This window comes from Amycolatopsis sp. WAC 04197, assembly GCF_003947475.1.
Classification (GTDB): Bacteria; Actinomycetota; Actinomycetes; order Mycobacteriales; family Pseudonocardiaceae; genus Amycolatopsis; species Amycolatopsis japonica.
The window spans coordinates 15,660-34,133 of the sequence record NZ_QHJK01000019.1; the positions used below are offsets into that span (position 1 = coordinate 15,660).

13 protein-coding genes are annotated in these 18,474 nt (G+C 70.9%); 9 read left to right on the forward strand and 4 right to left on the reverse strand.

Annotation, left to right across the window (positions count from 1 at the left end; translation table 11 throughout):
* The first annotated feature begins 62 nt into the window (after positions 1–62).
* The 4 genes from DMC64_RS42180 (at position 63) to DMC64_RS42195 (ending at position 2,849) form a co-directional block, all read left to right on the forward strand.
* Positions 63–569, forward strand: a complete 507-nt coding sequence (locus DMC64_RS42180) for a flavodoxin domain-containing protein (protein ID WP_199755273.1) — start codon at positions 63–65, stop codon at positions 567–569.
* A gap of 39 nt (positions 570–608) precedes the next feature.
* Entirely contained in the window at positions 609–881 is a 273-nt protein-coding gene (locus DMC64_RS42185; protein ID WP_016335596.1) for a DUF1905 domain-containing protein, read from the forward strand.
* 1 nt (position 882) lies between these two features.
* Positions 883–1,350: a hypothetical protein gene (locus tag DMC64_RS42190; RefSeq protein ID WP_037344187.1), complete on the forward strand. Its 468-nt coding sequence runs from the start codon at positions 883–885 to the stop codon at positions 1,348–1,350.
* 89 nt (positions 1,351–1,439) lie between these two features.
* On the forward strand, positions 1,440–2,849 hold the full coding sequence (locus DMC64_RS42195) for a DHA2 family efflux MFS transporter permease subunit (protein ID WP_125738180.1): 1,410 nt from the start codon (positions 1,440–1,442) through the stop codon (positions 2,847–2,849).
* Between the two features lie 56 nt (positions 2,850–2,905).
* Here DMC64_RS42195 and DMC64_RS42200 read toward each other — a convergent pair whose 3' ends face one another.
* Complete coding sequence (locus DMC64_RS42200; protein ID WP_125738181.1) at positions 2,906–4,402, reverse strand: exo-alpha-sialidase; 1,497 nt, start codon at positions 4,400–4,402, stop codon at positions 2,906–2,908.
* A 173-nt stretch (positions 4,403–4,575) separates the two neighbouring features.
* Between DMC64_RS42200 and DMC64_RS42205 the strand changes: the two genes are divergently transcribed.
* Positions 4,576–5,172 carry a hypothetical protein gene (locus DMC64_RS42205; protein WP_125738182.1) on the forward strand — a complete coding sequence of 199 codons (597 nt, stop codon included), beginning with the start codon at positions 4,576–4,578 and terminating at the stop codon, positions 5,170–5,172.
* 18 nt (positions 5,173–5,190) lie between these two features.
* On the opposite strand, the gene DMC64_RS42210 is transcribed toward DMC64_RS42205, so the two are convergent.
* Complete coding sequence (locus tag DMC64_RS42210; RefSeq protein WP_125738183.1) at positions 5,191–5,889, reverse strand: Crp/Fnr family transcriptional regulator; 699 nt, start codon at positions 5,887–5,889, stop codon at positions 5,191–5,193.
* Between the two features lie 37 nt (positions 5,890–5,926).
* A complete protein-coding gene (locus tag DMC64_RS42215) occupies positions 5,927–7,351 on the reverse strand; it encodes a PLP-dependent aminotransferase family protein (RefSeq protein ID WP_125738184.1) in 1,425 nt (474 codons plus the stop codon).
* On the opposite strand from DMC64_RS42215, the gene DMC64_RS42220 reads away from it, so the two are divergent.
* Together DMC64_RS42220 and DMC64_RS42225 are read left to right on the forward strand one after the other, a co-directional pair.
* Positions 7,350–8,246: a DMT family transporter gene (locus tag DMC64_RS42220; protein WP_063276858.1), complete on the forward strand. Its 897-nt coding sequence runs from the start codon at positions 7,350–7,352 to the stop codon at positions 8,244–8,246. The two genes, DMC64_RS42215 and DMC64_RS42220, sit on opposite strands and share 2 nt — an antisense overlap.
* Positions 8,247–8,466: 220 nt before the next feature.
* The gene (locus DMC64_RS42225; protein ID WP_125738185.1) at positions 8,467–9,642 is read left to right on the forward strand and encodes an MFS transporter; all 1,176 of its coding nucleotides are present in this window, start codon (positions 8,467–8,469) and stop codon (positions 9,640–9,642) included.
* Here DMC64_RS42225 and DMC64_RS42230 read toward each other — a convergent pair.
* Positions 9,620–10,609, reverse strand: coding sequence for a YeiH family protein (locus DMC64_RS42230; protein WP_125738186.1), 990 nt, complete (start codon positions 10,607–10,609; stop codon positions 9,620–9,622). The two genes, DMC64_RS42225 and DMC64_RS42230, sit on opposite strands and share 23 nt — an antisense overlap.
* Positions 10,610–10,680: 71 nt before the next feature.
* On the opposite strand from DMC64_RS42230, the gene DMC64_RS42235 reads away from it, so the two are divergent.
* Positions 10,681–11,586, forward strand: coding sequence for a LysR family transcriptional regulator (locus tag DMC64_RS42235; protein ID WP_037344197.1), 906 nt, complete (start codon positions 10,681–10,683; stop codon positions 11,584–11,586).
* 476 nt (positions 11,587–12,062) lie between these two features.
* Positions 12,063–18,455 (forward strand): type I polyketide synthase, encoded by a 6,393-nt coding sequence (locus DMC64_RS42240; RefSeq protein WP_199755275.1) that lies wholly within the window; start codon positions 12,063–12,065, stop codon positions 18,453–18,455.
* Positions 18,456–18,474: the final 19 nt, after the last annotated feature.

The window sequence follows — 18,474 nt, forward strand, 5'->3', positions numbered from 1 at the left end:
GAATGCGGCGTGTCGATGGGCTGAACGGTGGCACGGGTTGCGGCCGCGCGGACAATGGGGACATGACCGCAGTGCTCGTCGTCCACGCCGGCCGATCCGGTGGGACCAGGGAGATCGCCGAGGTGATCGCCGCCGAGCTGCGGGAAGGCGGGCTGACGGCCGATCTGCTGGACGCGGCCGAAGTCGAGGACGTCGAGCCGTACGGCGCGGTGATCGTGGGAAGCGCGCTGTATCACCGGCGGTGGCGCCCGGAGGCGGTCCGCCTGCTCACCGAGCACGAAGAGGCGCTTCGGAACCGCCCCGTCTGGTTGTTCCACAGCGGGCCGTGCGGGCCGCTCGCCGCGGGCAAACGGGTGAGCCTGCCCGCCGGGGTCGCCCTGCTGGCCGCGAGGATCGACGCCGAACGCACGGCCACCTTCGGCGGAAAGCTCACCCCGGACACCGCGAGCGGGCTGTTCTGGAAGATCATGGCGGCGGGCCCGTGGGCCGGCGATTTCCGCGACTGGCCGTCGATCCGGGCGTGGGCCCGCGATGTCGGCCGCCGCGTGCGCTCCGCAGTCACCCTCTGAGGCACTGGTTTCGTCGGTGCGCTGTCGTAGGGTGGATCCATGGACAAGAAACAGTTCACCGCGAAGCTGCTCAAGAGCCCGGAGAAGGGCGGCTGGACGTACGTGATCATGCCCGGCTCCGCCGAGTTCTTCGGCACCAGGGGACTGGTCAAGGTGCGCGGGACGATCGACGGGCATCCGTTCCGGAGTTCGTTCATGGCGCTGGGGGACGGCACCCACAAGCTGCCGGTGAAGGCCGACGTGCGCAAGGCGATCGGCAAAGAGGAGGGTGACACCGTCGACATCGTCCTGCTCGAAAGGCTCGAGGGCTGAGTTGGCCACCGCATGGAAGCCGTCCCCGGTCATCAAGATCTACGAGGCGCTCGGCGCGGTCGCCGACGGGCGGGTCGAGATCGACGGTGACACGGCACGCGTGACGTCGTCGGACAAGGCCAAGACCTACGACGTCCGCCACGATCCGGCCGCCGGATCGATCACGGCCAACGACAACGGGTCCTACTGGCAGGGATATCTCGGTTACCCGGGCATCGCGTACCTGATGGAGCGCGGCGTGCTCGCCTACGACGGCGGCCTCACCGCCGGGCTGGCCGGCGTGCCGTGGAAGGAACTCGCCACCAGGTACCGCAACGACTGGGCGAAGGTCGAAAAACACGTTCGCGAAGACCTGTCCGAGAAGGGGGTGGATCTGGACCGGTTCGACGCCGGGCTCGCGGAGATCTCGAGCCGGCTGGAGGAATTGGCGCTCACCAAGCTTTCCCCGCGGCTGCGGCCGCCGAAGTGATCGAGGTGTTCTTCGCTTGACCTTGACTTAAGTCGAGGTCTTAGCGTGAGCCGGGTCAAGATCCCCGGGCACGTGAGGAGAACATCCCGATGGCTGTTTCGCTGGAACGGCGGGCGGACACCACCCCGCCGCCGGACAAGGTTCCGGCCGAGGCCTGGCGGATGGCCTGGGTGATCGTGCTCGGCGCGTTCATGACCATGCTGGACACCACGGTCCTCGCGGTCGGGGCCGAGACGCTCACCCGTGAGCTGGGCGCCGGAATCGCTTCCGTGCAATGGGTTTTCACCGCGTACCTGGTCGCGCTGGCGGTCGCGTTGCCGTTGTGCGGCTGGCTCAGCCGACGCTTCGGCGCGGGCCGGGTCTGGCTGGTGTCGCTGGCGGCGTTCACCGTGGCTTCGGTGCTGTGCGCGCTGGCCGGGAACGTCGGCTGGCTGATCGGGCTGCGGGTGCTGCAGGGCCTCGCCGCCGGTCTGCTGCTGCCCGCCGGGCAGACGGTGCTCGGCCAGGCGGTCGGTCCCGCCCGGCTCGGGCGGGTCATGGGGACGCTGGGCATCGTGATGAGCGTCGGCCCGACGTTCGGCCCGGTTCTCGGCGGGATCCTGCTGCGCGGTCTCTCCTGGGAATGGCTGTTCCTGATCAACATCCCGGTCGGCGTGATCGCGCTGGTACTCGGGCTGCGTCTGGTGCCTCGCGGTACCAAGGGCGCGGCGACCCGGCCCGACTGGCTCGGTTTCGTCCTGGTGAGCGCGGGAATCCCGGCGCTGCTGTACGGGCTCACCACCTGGGGCGAGGGTGGCGAGGAGTTCGGCGCGGGAGTGCTGGTGCCGCTCGTCGCCGGGGTCGTGCTGCTGGCGCTGTTCCTCCGGCGGTCGTGGGGCCGGGAGAACCCGGTCATGGACCTGACGTTGTTCCGCGGCCGCGTCTACACCGCGGCGGTCGCGTTGTCCTTCTTCGCCGCGCCCGCGTTGTTCGGCGCGCTTTTCCTGCTGCCGCTGTACTTCCAGGTGCTGGGCGGGAACGGGGTCGTCGAGACGGGGCTGCTGCTGATGGGGCTCGGCCTCGGTTCGGCGATCGCGTTGCCTATCTCCGGCAAGCTCACCGACCGCTACGGCGCGGGCTCGGTCGCCGCCTGGGGGAGTGTCGCGACGCTCGCCACCACCGTCCCCTTCGCCATCGGCGGTTTCCCTCCGGACGGTGCCGTCGTGCAGATCCTGTTGCTGGCCAGGGGAATCGCCGTGGCCTTCCTGCTGATGCCCGCGACCACGGCCGGATACGCGGCCGTCACCAAGGACCAGCTGCCCGACGCCGCCGCGCAGATCAACATCGTCAGCCGGGTCGGCGGTGCCGCCGGGACGGCCCTGTTCGCCGTCGTACTGGCGAATCTGCTGCCCGCGGGCGCGGAGGCGGCCTTCCGTGCGACGTTCTGGTGGCTCACCGGCGCGGCCGCGGTCGCCGCGCTGCTGGGCGCGAGGCTCTGGTGGGTGACGCGCCGCGCGTGACCTCGTGAGTGGCAAGGACGGTTCTAACCGTCCTTGCCACTCACGAGACCCAGTGCTCAACCGCAGTGTTCGGACGGGCTGTCGTACTTGATCCCGCCCGCGGAACCGCCCCATTTCACGCATTTGCCCGCCGCGGCCGCCCGCACCGGACCGGCGAACCACGAGAACGAACCGGAGTCGGTGATCCGGGACGACCCCGACACCTCGAGGTAGGCCGACGTCGCGGTCGCGGTGCCCGCCGCCTCGCTCTTCATCGTGCTGACACAGTTCTGTCCGTTGGAAGCGTTGTAGGACAGGTAAACCGTGCCCGCCGTTCCGAGCGGCGCCGAGTCGATCACGCCGTATCCGCCGCCGCAGACCGGGGCGCCGAGAGTCGTGTCGGTGACGGTCGAGAAGCGGATGGTCTCGTTGGCGTTACCCGCCGGGCCCGCTTCGTACAGTACGCCGACCGAGCCCGACGAAAGCTGGACCATGTCGGAGTACGCGGCGTCACCGCTCCACACCAGGGTGCCGGCGGAGTTGCCCTGCCAGTTCGCGCCCTCGTCGAACGACGACCGCACGACGAGTTCCTTGCGGCGGTCGCAGACCGACGGCGCGGCGAACAGGATCCGGTTGTACTTGCCCGCCTTGTCGGTCGCGGTCATCCGGGCGGTCGAGGCCTGCACGACCGGCGTGATCAAGTCCTCCTCGAAGGTGAACTTGGTGGAGAAACTCGCCCCGCCGTCGGAACTGATGGCGTAGGCGCGGTTCTTCGCGCCGCCGCTCAGGCATTTGTTGTCGTTGTTGGCCTGGTTGCGCGCCGCGGCGTAGACGCGCCCGTCGAGCAGTTCGGTGACGCTGATCTCCTGCGGGTTGAGCCCGGCCGTCGCCGCCGGGGTGTCGGTGGCGCCGCGTTTCCACGTGACACCCTGGTCGTCGCTGTAGACGAGCGCGCCGCTGTTCTTGCCGTCGATGGTGTAACTCATCCCGGCGACGATCCGGCCGGCGTGCGCGCCGCGCGTCAGCACGATGCCGTGCGACGGGCCGGTCGCGAGCCAGCCCGGCGCGGTGTCGAACCCGAGTTGCGTGGTGAGCACCTTCGGCGCGGTCCACGTCTTGCCGTGGTCGTCGCTGATCGAAACGCGCGGAATCCTGTTGCAGTCCGGATTCTTGACGCATTCCATCACCGACAGCAGCACGATCCGCCCGGTGGAGGGGATCACGATCGGGGTCGGGTTTCCTTTGGTGTCACCGAAACCTTCGATGACGATCTTCGGGGCGCTCCAGGTCCTGCCGTTGTCGGCGGAGCGTTTCACGACGAGATCGATGTCGCCGCGGTCGTTGCAGAAGCTGGCGCCGCCATTGCGTCCTTCGGCGAACGCGAGCAGCTCACCGTTGTTCGCCTTGACGATCGCGGGGATTCTGAAGCAGTCGTAACCTTCTGTTTTCTGTTTGTACACCACCGTGTTCCCGACGGCGGCGGTCGCGGCGAACGAGGTGACAGGGAAGGCGCCGACCGCCGCGATGGCGACGAGGGCCGCGAACAGGCCCTGTGCGACGCGAGAGATCTTCAAGGGATTGCTCCGTCCTGGATGGTTTCCGGGTGACGGGGCATCAGCGTCCTTTTCGGTCGTACAAGGCGCGTACAACCGATCTCGCCTTCTGTGTCAGGTGACGCAGAACGACGCTGTTTTTCCTGCCAAGCTCGATCCCGCCGACACGGGGCGAGATCGAGAAGGGGAGGGCGATGAAGGTGTTCGATCCGGAGGGGCGCGAATGGGCGGTCGATCGCCGGTTCGCCCCGTGGCGCCGGTGGGTCCAGCCGTTCGCTGGGCTCGCCGGCGGCTACCGGCACTACAAGCTCACTCCGGACTGGGGGCTCTACCTCGACGACGGACCCAAGGCTCGAGACGAGGCCGAAGACAACGGACCTCCGGACAAGGTGGCGACGGGCGCTTTCGGGCTGCTGGTCTTCTTGGAAGCACTCGTGCACGTCCCGATGTACTTGCTGCTGGGACTCTTCTTGTTGCCGTTCCTGGTGCTGGAATTGCTGTGCCAGGGTGTCGCGGGGCTCGTCGCCATGGGCGTGCGCCGGTTCCGGAGGGCGCCGGTCCGCGTCGACGTCCTCGCCTGGCACAAGAAGCAGAGCGGTCTGGCTTCGCTGACGATTCTCAGGGTCCATGACGACCTGGCGGGGCCGCTGATCGTCGAACTGGGCGCCCTGGTGCGCGATCGCGTCATGTTCGACCCCGGCGACCCGGCCGTGCACGAAACGCTCACCCGGTTCGGGGCGCGGGTGGACCGCCATCGGAGCCTGCTTCGCTGGAGAGCCGGGCGCCGATGAGGGCGCTGCCGCGGCGGCTCAGTGGTCGTCGGGGGCCAGCTGCCTGAGGTCGTTCAGGCTCCGGACGACCAGCCGCTGGCGTCCGGTGCTGAGCAGCCCGTCGGTGCGCAAGGTCCGCAGGGTCCGCGCGACGGCTTCCCGCGACGCGGAAGCGAGTCCCGCCAGGTCGCGCTGGTTGATCTTCAGCGCGATCAGGGTGCCGTCGGCGACGGGCACGCCGTAGCGCTCGGCGAGGTCGACGAGGATGGCGGCGATGCGTTCGGCGGCGGTGCTGTCCCCGAATTCGGTCCGGCGCGAGTTGGCGTAACGCAGACGTGAGGTGATGATCCGGAGCAGGACCACGGAGATACCGGGATGCTCGCGGAGTACGGAGTTGAACGCCCGCGCGGACAGCCACAGCCCGGTGACCGGCTCGACGGCGATCGCGGTGGCCGAGCGCAGGCTGCCGTCCATCGACGCCATCTCGCCGATGATGTCGCCCGGATCCCGCACGGCCAGCACGGCGTCGTAACCGCCGGTGGACACCGACGTGATCTTGACCCGGCCGGTCATCAGGATCAGCACCCAGTCCGAGCGGTCGCCCTCGCGGATGATCACCGTCCCCGCCGGGTACCGGCGCAGTTCGGCCTCGGCCCGCAGCGCCTTGCGCTGGCCGTCGTCGAGCAGCTCCCAGAGCCTGCCGGGTGCATCGTGCGGCTCCGCCGCCGGCTGAGTCATGCCTTCTCGTCGCCTCCGTGGGCGATCGTACGAGACGTCAACCGGGGAGCTCCTGGTACGCCTGGGAAAGGCGTTGGATCCCGTCGCGCAGCTGCGCGCCCGTCGCGGCGCTGACGTAGCTCAGGCGCAGATAGGGCCCCGGCGCCTCGGCCGCGAAGTACATCCTGCCCGGGGTGACCGCTACTCCCGCGCGGAAAGCGGCGCTGGTCAGCGCTACTTCGTCGACGAAACCGGGGAGCGGCTGCCACAGGTGGTAGCCCCCGGTCGGGACCGGGACGGCCTGCCAGGACGGCAGGAACTCCCGCAACGCCGAGACGGCCACATCGCGGCGCTCCCGCAACGAGGCCGCGAGAGTCCGCAGGTGGCGGGACCACGCCGGGGAACTCACCAGTTCGAGCGCGGTTTCCTGCAGCGGCCGCGGTACGAAGAAGCTCTCGACGGCGTGGAGACCGCGCAGCCGTTCCAGTGCCGGGCCGCGGGCGGCCAGCGCGCTGATCCGGAGGCTCGGCGAGGCGGGTTTCGTGAGCGAGCGGATGTGCACCACGACCCCGTCGGGATCGTCGGCCACGAGCGGCGGCGGGGGAGCCGGGCTGCCGGGATGCGCCATCAGCCGGGCGAAATCGTCCTCGATCACGAAAGCACCCGCGGCACGGGCGATCCGCAGCACCTCGGCGCGGCGTTCGGCGCACAGCACCGCGCCGGTCGGGTTCTGGAACGCGGGCTGGCAGACGAACAACCGGGCGCCGGTCTCGCGGAAGGCGTCCGCGAGCAGTCCGGGCCGGACGCCGTCGCGGTCGATCGGCACCGGGACCGGCCGCAGCCCGGACGCCCGCGCGATGGCGAGCATCCCCGGGTACGTCGGGGATTCCACCAGCACCGGCGCGCCGGGGGCGCCGAGCGCGCGCAACGCCGTGGTCAGCGCGCTCTGCCCGCCCGAGGTGACCAGCACGTTCTCGACGTTCACCGGGCTGCCGATGTCGCGCGCGAACCAGGCCCGCAGTTCGGGCAGGCCGCAGATCGGCGGCCGCGTCCACGCGCCGGGACGGCGGCCGGCGCGGGCCGACGCCGCGGCGAGTTCGCGTTCCGGCTGGAGGCTCGGATGCGTGTACCCGCCGTTGAGGTCGATGACGCCCGACGGCGGATCGCTCAGCGCGGTGAGCACGCCGCTCGCGTCGATCGCGCGGGTGCCGGACTGCGAGCTCAGCGCCACCTCCTGCCACGAAACGTCGCCGGACACCGCCGCTTCACGAGGCGGCGGCGCGCGGAACACGCCGGCTCCGGGGCGGGTGATCACCAGTCCTTCGGCGGCCAGTGCGGCGATGGCGCGCGACACCGTCACCGGGCTCACCTTCAGCTCCCGGACCAACTCCCGGCTTGACGGCAGCTTTCCATCAACCGGATAGCGCTCCACAGTGGACCGCAGCTGTGTGACCAGGCTGGTGACGCTGCTACCATCGGACATGAGACTGGATGATAGCGCTATCGCGGACCGGGCAGTAGCGGTCCGCTCCGGGACCGCGCTGGCGGCGCTGGGTGTCCTCGCCTTCTCGTTCACGTTCCCCGCCACCGTGTGGGCGCTCAAGGGCTTCGACCCGTGGACCGCCACCGGGCTGCGCAGTGTCCTGGCCGCGCTGGTCGCCGGTACCTGTCTCCGGGTCTTCCGGGTGCCGCTGCCGAGGCGCGACCAATGGCGGGGCCTGGCCGTGGTCTCCCTCGGCTGCGTCCTCGCCTTCCCGATCCTGACCACGCTCGCGCTCAAGACGTCGTCGACGGCGCATTCCGCGGTGGTGATCGGGCTGCTGCCGCTGGCCACCGCCGTCATCTCCTCGAAGCTGACCGGGAACCGGCCGTCCCGCCGGTTCTGGCTCGCCGCCGCGGTCGGCGCGAGCGCGGTCGTGGTGTTCACCGTCGCGCAGAGCGGCGGCGGACTGTCCACAGCGGACCTGTTCCTGTTCGGCGCGCTCGTGCTGTGCGCGTTCGGGTACGCCGAGGGCGGCAGGCTGGCCAGGGAGATGGCGGGCTGGCACGTGATCGCCTGGGCGCTGGTGATGGCGTTGCCGGTCACCGGCGCGTTCGCCGTCTTCGGGCTCGCGACCGAGCCGCTGCACGTCACCGGCGAAGGGATCGTCGGCCTGCTGTACGTCGCCCTGATCTCGCAGTTCGGCGGGTTTTTCGCCTGGTACCGGGGAATGGCGGAGATCGGCGTCGCACGGGCGAGCCAGTTGCAGCTCGCCCAGCCGCTGCTGACGCTGGTCTGGGCGGTCCTGTTGCTCGGTGAGCACCTCCCCGCCGCCGCTCCGGTGACCGCGCTGATCGTCGTCGCCTGCATCGTCGTGACCCAGCGGTCCCGTACCTAGGGCGTGTTTCACAAGTCATGTTCGCGGTCTTCGCGCCCAGGCGGCCCCTGACGGCACGGGCGGATGCGGCCGAGTACGACCCGGTACGAGGCCGATCCGCCCGCACCGTCAGGAACCACCTGGATCACGAAGCCCATCGAACAGACTTGTGAAACACGCCCTAGATCAACGTCGCGAATCCGCCAGACCGCGGTGCCCGCGCGGTGATGGGCTGGAGCACATGACCGCTTCGACCCTCGACACCTCCGCGCGGACCCCGCTGAAGGGATGGCTCGCCGTCCTCGCGGTGACGCTCGGGATCTTCTCCCTCGTCACCACGGAGATCCTGCCGATCGGCCTCCTGACCCCGATCGGCGAGGACTTCCGGATCACGCCGGGGACGGCGGGCCTGACCATGACCCTGCCGGGGTTCCTCGCCGCGCTCGCGGCCCCGGCGGTCACCGTCGCCGCCGGACGGCTCGACCGCCGGATCCTGCTGTGCGCGCTGATGGTGGTGCTGGCGCTGTCCGACGTCCTCGCGGCGACGGCACACGCGTACTGGGCCGTGCTGGTCTCGCGAGTCCTCGTCGGGCTGGTGATCGGCGCCTTCTGGGCGATCGGGTCCGGGCTCGCCGCCCGGCTCGTGGGCCCGGAACGCGCGGGCACGGCGACCGCGGTGATCTTCTCCGCCGTCCCGCTCGGCTCCGTGCTGGGCGTGCCCGCGGGCACCTTCCTCGGCGAACTTTTCGGCTGGCGGGCGGCTTTCGCCGTGATGGCGGTGTTCACGGCCGGTGTCCTCGCGGCGCTGGCGTTCGCCTTGCCCCCACTGCCGTCGGCGGGTGCGACCCGGCTGGGCGTCCTGCGCGAGATGACGAGGCAGCGGGCGACCCGGCTCGGGCTGCTCGTCACGGTGCTGGTCGTGCTCGCCCACTTCGGGACCTACACCTACGTCACGCCGCTCCTGCGCCAGGTGACGCAGGTGAGCCCGGAGCTGATCACCGTCTTCCTGTTCGTCTACGGCACCGCCGGGATCGCCGGCAACTTCGTGGCCGGCGCGGCGATCGCACGCGACCTCCGGCTGACCTTCCTCACCGCGGCGGGCCTGATCGGCGTGGTGACCTGCGCGTTGCCGTTCCTCGGCGGTACGAAACCGGGCGCGCTGGCACTGCTGGTGATCTGGGGTTTCGCCTACGGTGCCGTCCCGGTCTGTTCGGGAACGTGGTTCGCCAGGGCGGCTCCGCAGGCGCCCGAAGCGGCGTCGGTGCTGTTCACCTCGTCGTTCCAGGCGACCCTTTCGGCGGGCGCGCTGCTCGGCGGGCTGGTCGTCGACGCGGTGTCCGTCCCGGCCGTGATGGTCACCGGCGGCGTGGTCGCGCTGCTCGCGGTCGCGGTCCTCAGCCGAGCACGGTCAGCGTGACCAGCGCGGTGGTCCCGACCAGCAGGGTGGAGAGCAGCCCGAGCACCAGGGCACGGCCGCCGGTGCGGACGAGCGTGCCGATCCGGACCGCGCAGCCCAGCCCGAACAGCGCTCCGGCCAGCAGCAGCGTGCAGGCGACCTTGGCGACGTCGAGCGCGAGGCCCGGCACGATCCCGGTGCTGCGCAGGGCGGCCATCGCCAGGAAACCGAGAACGAACAACGGCACCAGCGGCGGCCGCTTGCCGTCGACGGGACGATTCCGTTCGTGCACGCCGACCGCGGCGACCATCGGGGCGAGCAGGACCACCCGGCTGAGCTTGATCACGATCGCGACCGCGATGGCGGCACTGCCCGCCGGGGTGGCCGCGGCGACGACCTGCGCGACCTCGTGCACGCTGAGTCCGGCCCATTCGCCGATACGGGCCGCGTCGAGTCGCAGCCAGCCGCCGATCAACGGGACCGCGGCGATGGCGAGCCCGCCGTAGAAGGTGACCAGCGCGACCGCGGTCGCGACGTCCGAGTCCTCGCGTTTCACCACGCCTTCCATCGCGGCGATGGCGGACGCGCCGCAGATCGAGAACCCGGTGGCGACCAGCATCGCCAGGCCGCGTGGTACGCCGAGGAGCCTGCCGAGGCCGATGGTGCCGAGGAACGTGATGCCGACCGTGAGCACGACGGCGAGCAGGGCCCCGGGGCCGAGCGCGAGGACGGCCGGGAGCGAGAGCTGGAGACCGAGCAGCACGACGCCGGCGCGAAGCAGCTTCTTGGTGATCCCGGCGATGGCCTTCCGGGTCTCCTCCGACACCGACGACAGCGAGCCGGTGAGGATGCCGAGCACGACGGCGATGGTGAGCGCGCTGACGACCGGGAAAGCGGTGCCGACCAGGTACGCGGCGGCCACTCCGGCGCCGGTGACGGCCAAGGCCGTGAGGTAGGGCTTCGTCGGTCTCGCGTGCGTGGTGCTCATGGTTCGAGCTTCGCCCGGCCGGCGTGCCCTCGGTAGCCGGGAATACCGGGGGTAGGTCATACACTTGGGCTATGACCACACCCGACCTGGACTCCCTGCGCCTGCTCGTGCTCGTGGACGAGCTCGGCAGTATCGGGCAGGCCGCGGCCAGCCTCGGGATCGCGCAGCCGTCCGCGAGCAAACGACTGTCCACAGTCGAGCGACGGCTGGGGCTGGTGCTGGTCGACCGTACGCGGCGCGGCTCCGCGCTCACCCCCGACGGCCGGGTCATCGCGGGCTGGGCGCATCGCGTGCTGTCCGAACTCGACGGTCTGCTCGACGGCGCCGAGGCGCTGCGCACCCAGCACGAGGCGCATCTGCGGGTCGCCGCGAGCATGACACTGGCCGAGTACCTGGTGCCGGGCTGGATCGGCGAGCTCAAACGCGGCGACCCCGGACTGTACCTCGGGCTGGAGGTCACCAACTCCGACCAGGCCGCCGAAATGGCACGCGAGGGCAAGGTCGATCTCGGCTTCGTCGAATCGCCCGGTTCGCTGCCCGGCCTCTCGTCCCGCCGGGTGGCGACCGACCGTCTCGTCCTCGTCGTGCCCGCGAGTCATCCGTGGGCGCGCAAACGCCGCCCGGTGACCGCGGCCGAGCTGGCGATCACGCCGCTCGTGGTGCGTGAACTCGGTTCCGGGACCAGGGAGACCGTGGACGCCGCACTGCGCAAGGCCGGGGTCGGCCCGGCGAAACCGTTGCTGGAACTGGGTTCCGCCTCCGCCGTCCGCAACGCGGTGATCGCGGGCGCCGGACCGGCGGTGATCAGCGAACTCGCCATCGCGCGGGACGTCGCCGACCGGCGGCTCGTCGCGGTCGCGGTGGACGGCGTCGACTTCGGCCGGGAGTTGCGCGCGGTGTGGCCCGCCGGGCGGCGGCTCGCCGGTCCGGCCGCGGAACTGCTGGGCATCGCCGTCCGGAATGCGAAATCCCGCTGATTCCCTTCATGTTTTCCGCGCGTGATACCTAAACTCCCGGCGCCGGGCTACCGACGATAGGGCGAAAGGGCGTCGATTTCCGGAAATGGGTACGGACCACTGATTCCGGTGGTCCGACGAAAGCGGAATGGTGAACTCCGGGTAACACGCCGGATGGCGTATCGGACGTTGGGACACCTGGTCGTTGACTGTTCTTTCCTGTAGGGGCAGGGAAAACCCGACCCCTTGGATGTCCCGCGTGTATCCGTAACGCTAAATTCTCGCGACGGACTTCGCGTTTCGCAAGGTCGGCGTACCGCCATCCGGTTCCTGTGAGCGGAAACCCTACTGTCGAGTATTGACGTGAAGCCTCGCCTGCGTTTAAGTACGCCCGGTAACCAAGTCACTCTTCCGTGTGCCGGAGGCTTCCCGTGGGTAAGTCGATTCGTGGCGCCGATGCCTCAACGTTGACCGGTACGGCGGATCTGCTCATCGCGATGCACCCTTTCGGTGTGGCGTCCGCGCGGTTCACCGCCGCGGCGGCGCGGGCCGGTGCGCTCGGTGTCCTCGACCTGACCAGCGGAAACCGGGCGGCCCGCGAAGAACTCGACCTGGCGGAGGGCTGGCTCGCGACCGGTTTCGGCGTCCGCGTCGCGGGACCGGTCGACCTTCCTTCGTCGGTGCACACGGTTCTGCTCGCCGCAGGCACGCCGCTGTCCACTGTGGACTTCGCGGGACGACGGGTGCTCGCTGAAGTCACGAGCCGGGACGAAGCCGCCCGAGCCGTCGCCGCCGGTGCGGACGGGCTCGTCGCCCGCGGCCACGAGGCGGGCGGCAGGGTCGGCGAACTCGGCACCTTCGTGTTCCTGCAGCAGTTGCTCGCCGATCCGGCGATCGGCGTCCCGGTCTGGGCGTACGGCGGGATCGGCGCGCACACCGCGGCCGCCGCGGTGGCCGGTGGCGCCGCCGGTGTCGTCCTCGACACGGCGTTCGCGTTGCTCCCCGAAGCGGAACTCCCGTCGGACGTCACGAGGGCACTGGAAGGCCTCGACGGTTCCGAGACCATTGTGGACGGTGGTGTCCGGCGGCTCCGCCGACGGCCGGTGGAAGCCGGGCAGGACGCCTTCCTGCCCGAGCGGTTCCGCGACCGCTGGGGAACCCTCCCGGCCGCGATCCACGGTATTCGCGCGTCGATCGCCGAGGGGCTCGCCGCTTCCGGCGACCCGTTGCCGCTCGCGCAGGGACCGATGACCCGGGTCAGCGACCAGCCCGAATTCGCGCGGGCCGTCGCCGCCGGGGGAGCGCTGCCGTTCCTGGCGCTGGCCTTGTCCGGTCCCGCGCGGACCCGCGAGATGCTCGAAGCGACCAAGGCGGCGCTGGGTGACGCGCCCTGGGGCGTCGGCGTGCTCGGATTCGCCGCCGAGGACGTCCGGGCCGCGCAGATCGAGGTGATCCGCGAGATCCGGCCGAGCCACGCCATCATCGCCGGCGGCCGTCCGGCGCAGGCGAAGGCGCTGGAAGAGGCAGGCATCTCGACGTTCCTGCACGTCCCGTCGCCGGGATTGCTGCGCCAGTTCCTCGAAGCGGGCGCGCGCAAATTCGTCTTCGAAGGTGCCGAATGCGGTGGGCACGTCGGGCCGAGGGCGAGTTTTCCCTTGTGGGAAGCCCAGATCGACGTGCTTCGCGAGTACGCGGCAGAGGTCGAGGTGTACTTCGCCGGTGGCGTCCACGACGAACGCTCGGCCGCGATGGTCACCGCCGCCGCGGCACCGCTGACCCGGCTCGGCGCGACGGTCGGCCTGCTGATGGGCACCGCGTACCTGTTCACCGAGGAGGCCGTCCGCGCGGGCGCCGTCCTGCCGTTGTTCCAGCGCCAGGTCGTCGAAGCCACGCGCACCGACCTGCTGGAGACCGCGCCGGGACACGCGACACGGTGCGTGCGTTCGGCGTTCACCACCGAATACGCGGAACTCAAACGCGCGCTGAAGGACGTACCCGATCGCGAGGCCTGGGACCGGCTGGAGAAGCTCAACGTCGGACGGCTTCGCCTGGCGAGCAAGGGAATCGAGCGGGTCGGGGACGCGCTCAACCCGGTCGGTGAGGACCGGCAGCTCGCCGAGGGCATGTTCATGGCGGGCGACGTCGCCGTGCTGCGGTCCGAGGTCACGACGATCGCCCGGTTGCACGAAGCCGTCGGCCCCGGGGCCCAGGAATTTCTCGCCGCCCGCGCCGCCGAACTGCTGAGCGTCCCGGACGACGAGCCCGCGCCGGAACCGCTCGACATCGCCATCGTGGGGATGGCCGGCGTCTTCCCGCAGGCCGGGGATCTCTCGGCGTTCTGGGCGAACATCCTGTCCGGAGCGGACTCCGTCACCGAGGTCCCGGCCCGGCGCTGGGATCCGGCGCTCTACTACGCGCCCGGCGGCGACGGCGAGAAGACGCCGTCACGCTGGGGCGGTTTCCTGCCGGAGATCCCGTTCGACCCGCTCGACCACGGTATCCCGCCCGCGTCGCTCGCGAGTATCGAACCCGTCCAGCTGCTGGCGCTGGAAGTGTCGCGGCGGGCGCTCGCCGACGCCGGATACGCGGAACGCGACTTCGACCGGTCCCGTACGTCGGTGGTCTTCGGCGCGGAAGCCGGGAGCGACCTGTCCAACGCGATGACCTTGCGGACCGTGCTCCCGTCCTACCTCGGCGAACTCCCCGCCGACCTCGACCGCCAGTTGCCGCGCCTGACCGAGGACTCGTTCCCCGGCGTACTCGCGAACGTCATCGCGGGCCGGGTCGCGAACCGGCTCGACCTCGGCGGCGCGAACTACACGGTCGACGCGGCGTGCGCCTCGTCGCTGACCGCCGTCGACGTCGCCTGCAAGGAACTCGTCACCGGCACGAGCGACCTCGTCCTGTGCGGCGGCGCCGACCTGCACAACGGCATCAACGACTACCTGTTGTTCTCCTCGGTGCACGCGCTTTCGCCGTCCGGCCGCTCGGCCACCTTCGACAGCGACGCGGACGGGATCGCGCTGGGCGAGGGCGTCGCGTGCGTCGTCCTGAAACGGCTGGCGGACGCCGAACGCGACGGCGACCGCGTGTACGCCGTCATCAAGGGCGTCGGCAGCGCCAGCGACGGCCGGGCACTCGGGCTCACCGCACCCCGTCCGGAGGGGCAGCACAACGCGCTGACCAGGGCGTATCGCAACGCCGGGATCTCTCCGTCGCGAGTCGGGCTCGTCGAAGCCCACGGCACCGGCACCGTCGTCGGCGACCGCACCGAACTCACCACCCTGACCGAGGTGTTCACCGAAGTGGGCGCCGAACCCGGCCGGTGCGCGCTCGGTTCGGTGAAATCCCAGATCGGGCACACGAAATGCGCCGCCGGGCTGGCCGGGTTGATCAAGGCGAGCCTTGCGCTGCACACAGGCGTCAAACCGCCGACGCTGCACTTGGCGAAGCCGAACCCGGCGTGGGACCCGGCGACCAGCCCGTTCGCGTTCCACACCGAGGCCCGGCCGTGGGCCGAGACCGAACGCGTCGCCGGGGTGAGCGCGTTCGGGTTCGGCGGCACGAACTTCCACGTCGTCCTCACCGCGTACGAAGGCGCCGTCCCACCCGCGAAAACCCTCGACGACTGGCCTGCCGAGCTCTTCCTGTTCGAGGGTGACAAGGACGCGCAGGATCTCCTGGCCGCCACGGGACAGGGTTGGCGGCTGCGTGATCTGGCGCTCGCCGCGTCGCGCCGGGCGGAAACCCGGGACGGACGGCCGAAGTTCGCCATTCTGGCGTCCACTGTGGACGAACTGGCGGGTTTGCTCCACCGTGCCATCGCGGGGGAGCGGGACGAGAACGCGGGAATCTTCGGTGCAGAAGAGGCGCCGCTGGGCGAGATCGCGTTCCTCTTCCCCGGGCAGGGCAGCCAGCGGCCGGGGATGTTCGCGGAGCTGTTCGTCGCGTTCCCCGAACTGCGGCGCTACCTCGCGCGCGGCGGGACCACGGTCGACGTCCTGTTCCCGCCCGCCGCGTTCGACGAGGCCGGACGCGAGGCTCAACGCGCCCGGCTGACCGACACCCGGGCCGCGCAACCCGCGCTCGGCATCGTCGGGCTCGCCGCGCACCACCTGCTGGGCACGGCCGGGGTCCGGCCTTCGATGGTGGCGGGGCACAGCTACGGCGAACTCGTCGCGCTGACCGTCGCCGGTGCGTTGAGTTCGGCTTCGCTGCTGGACCTCAGCCGGGCGCGGGCGGAGGCGATCCTCGGCGCGACCGGCACCGGCGACCCGGGAGCGATGGCGGCCGTCGCCGCGAACCCCGCCGACGTCGAAGAGGTGCTCGCCGCCGAGGGCCTGACCGGGACCGTTGTCACCGCAAACCGGAATTCGCCGAAACAGACGGTGATCTCCGGGCCGACGGACGCCGTCGGCCTGGCGGTGGACCGGCTCCGCGACCGCGGGATCGGGGCGAAATCCCTCCCGGTCGCGTGCGCGTTCCACAGCCCGTTGGTCGCCCCGGCGGAGCCGGAGTTCGCCCGTGTGCTCGGCACCGTCGCGGTCAGGGAACCGGAGATCCCGGTGTGGGCCAACCGGACCGCCGCTCCCTACCCGACCACTCCGGACGGGATCCGCGCCGGGCTGGCCGCGCAGATCGGCGCACCGGTGCGGTTCGCCGACCAGATCGAGGCCATGTACGCGGCGGGCGCCCGGACGTTCGTCGAAGCGGGCCCCGGCTCGGTCCTCGCCCGGCTCGTCGATGCCGTACTCGACGGCCGTCCACATCGGACGGTCACCCTCGAAGGCGGCCGCCGCACCGGGATCCCCGGCTTCCTCGCCGCGTTGGCGAGGCTGGCGGTCGCCGGCGCGGACGTCCGCACCGGCCGGTTGTTCACCGGCCGCGCGGGCACGGACGCGCTGTCCGCACGGCCGCCGAAGAAGGCGGGATGGACCGTCGACGGACACCTCGTCCGCACCGCCGACGGCGAGATCCCCGCCACCGCCCTGCACCCAGCCCAGCGAATCCCCACGGAGGCGATCGTGACTTCCCGGCCCGGCACCGACGGCGGTGAGGCGCTCATCTCGGAGTTCCTCCGCACCAGCCGCGAGATGATCGCCGCGCAACGGGACGTCCTGCTCGGCTACCTCGGCACCGATCCCGGTGTGCCGCCGCCCGCGCCCGTCGTCGTCGCCTCGGTACCCGAGCCCGCGCGTGTCGAGATCGTGCCCGAACGCTCTGTCTTCGACACCGTCGTCGAGGTGATCGGCGAGCGGACCGGCTATCCGGTGGACATGATCGAGCCGGAGCTGGACCTGGAAGCGGATCTGAGCGTCGATTCGATCAAACGGGCCGAGATCGCCGGGGAACTCGCGACCCGGCTGGGCCTGACAGACGGCGATCCCGAGGTCCTCGCCAAGGCCCGGACGGCGGCTGAACTCGCCGATCTGCTCGGCGGCGTTCCTTCCGGTGACCAGCCCGCCGAAGAGGGCGGCGCCGTCGTGGTGGCGCCGAAGCGCTACCTGATGCGGGAATTCGATCTCGCCGACGCCGCTCCCGCCGACGAAGAACTCGCCGGGCTCCGTTTCGCCGTCATCGGTGAAGGTCAGGTCGCCGAGATGCTCACCGCCCGGCTCGCCGGGTACGGCGCCGAAACCGAACTGGTCCAAGGCGTACCGGAGCACGGCGCGGACGGCGTGTTCCACCTGTCGCCGTCGTTCCCCGACGATTTCCCGCTGTACCAAGCGGTCTTGGCGCGAGGTCCGCGCTGGCTCATCGCGAACGGCCCCGCCGACGGTGCCCGCGGCTTCTTCCGGACGGTGGCCAGGGAGTATCCGGACACGGTCGCCCGCGTGGTGGAGCAGCATCCGGAATCCACTGTGGACGAACAGGTGGAGACCCTGCTCGCCGAGCTGTCCACCGGGGACTGGGAGGCGGTCGTCGTCCGCCGCGGTGGCGCGCGGCGTGGTCTGCGGATGACGGAGGAGGGCCTCGGTCTGCTCGGCAGCACGGGCGCCGGTCCGGCCGGAGACGGCACGGCCGAGGCCGAAGCGCTCGGCCTGGACCGGGACTCGGTCGTCCTCCTGGTCGGCGGGGCGAAGGGCATCACCGCCCGGCTGGCCACCACGCTGGCCTCCGCGTCGCGGTGCCGTATCGAACTGTTCGGCCGCACCGCCGTGCCCATCGACGGCGAGGAACCGGGGATCGCGACCGCGACGACGACGGAAGAGCTGCGTGCCGCCCTGATCGGGAGCGGACTGACCAAACCGGCGGAGATCGAGCGGACCATCCGGCTCATCGAGTCCGAACGCGAGGTCCGCGGAACGCTGCGGCGGATCCGCGACCTCGGCAGCCCGGTGCGGTACCACTCGGTGGACATGCTCGACGCGGAGGCCGTGCACCGCGCGGTCAAGGAGATCCACGCCGAACACGGCAGGCTCGACGGCATCGTCTACGCGGCGGGCGTCATCGAGGACAAGCTGATCGCCGAGAAGGACCCGGCGTCCTTCGACCGGGTCTTCGCCACCAAGGTCGAAGGGGCGAGCACGCTGCTCGCGGCGGCCGGTGAACTGCCGGAGGCGCCGAAGTTCGCCGTCCTGTTCGGCAGTATCGCCGCGACCTTGGGCAACCGCGGCCAGGCCGACTACGCGGCGGCGAACGACGCGCTGGAGGCGCTCGGCCACCGTTGGTCCACTGTGTACGGACGTCGTGGGCTCACCGTCCATTGGGGACCGTGGGCGCCCACCGGGGTGAACAACGGGATGGTCTCCCCGGAGCTGATGCGGGACTACGCCCGGCGCGGGATCGAGCTGATCGACCCCGAGGAAGGCACCTTGAGCCTGCTGCGCGAACTGGCGTGGGGCGACGCGGCCCTCACGTCCGTCACCTACACCGCGTCGGGGTGGTGACCGGTGGCCGAAACGCCCC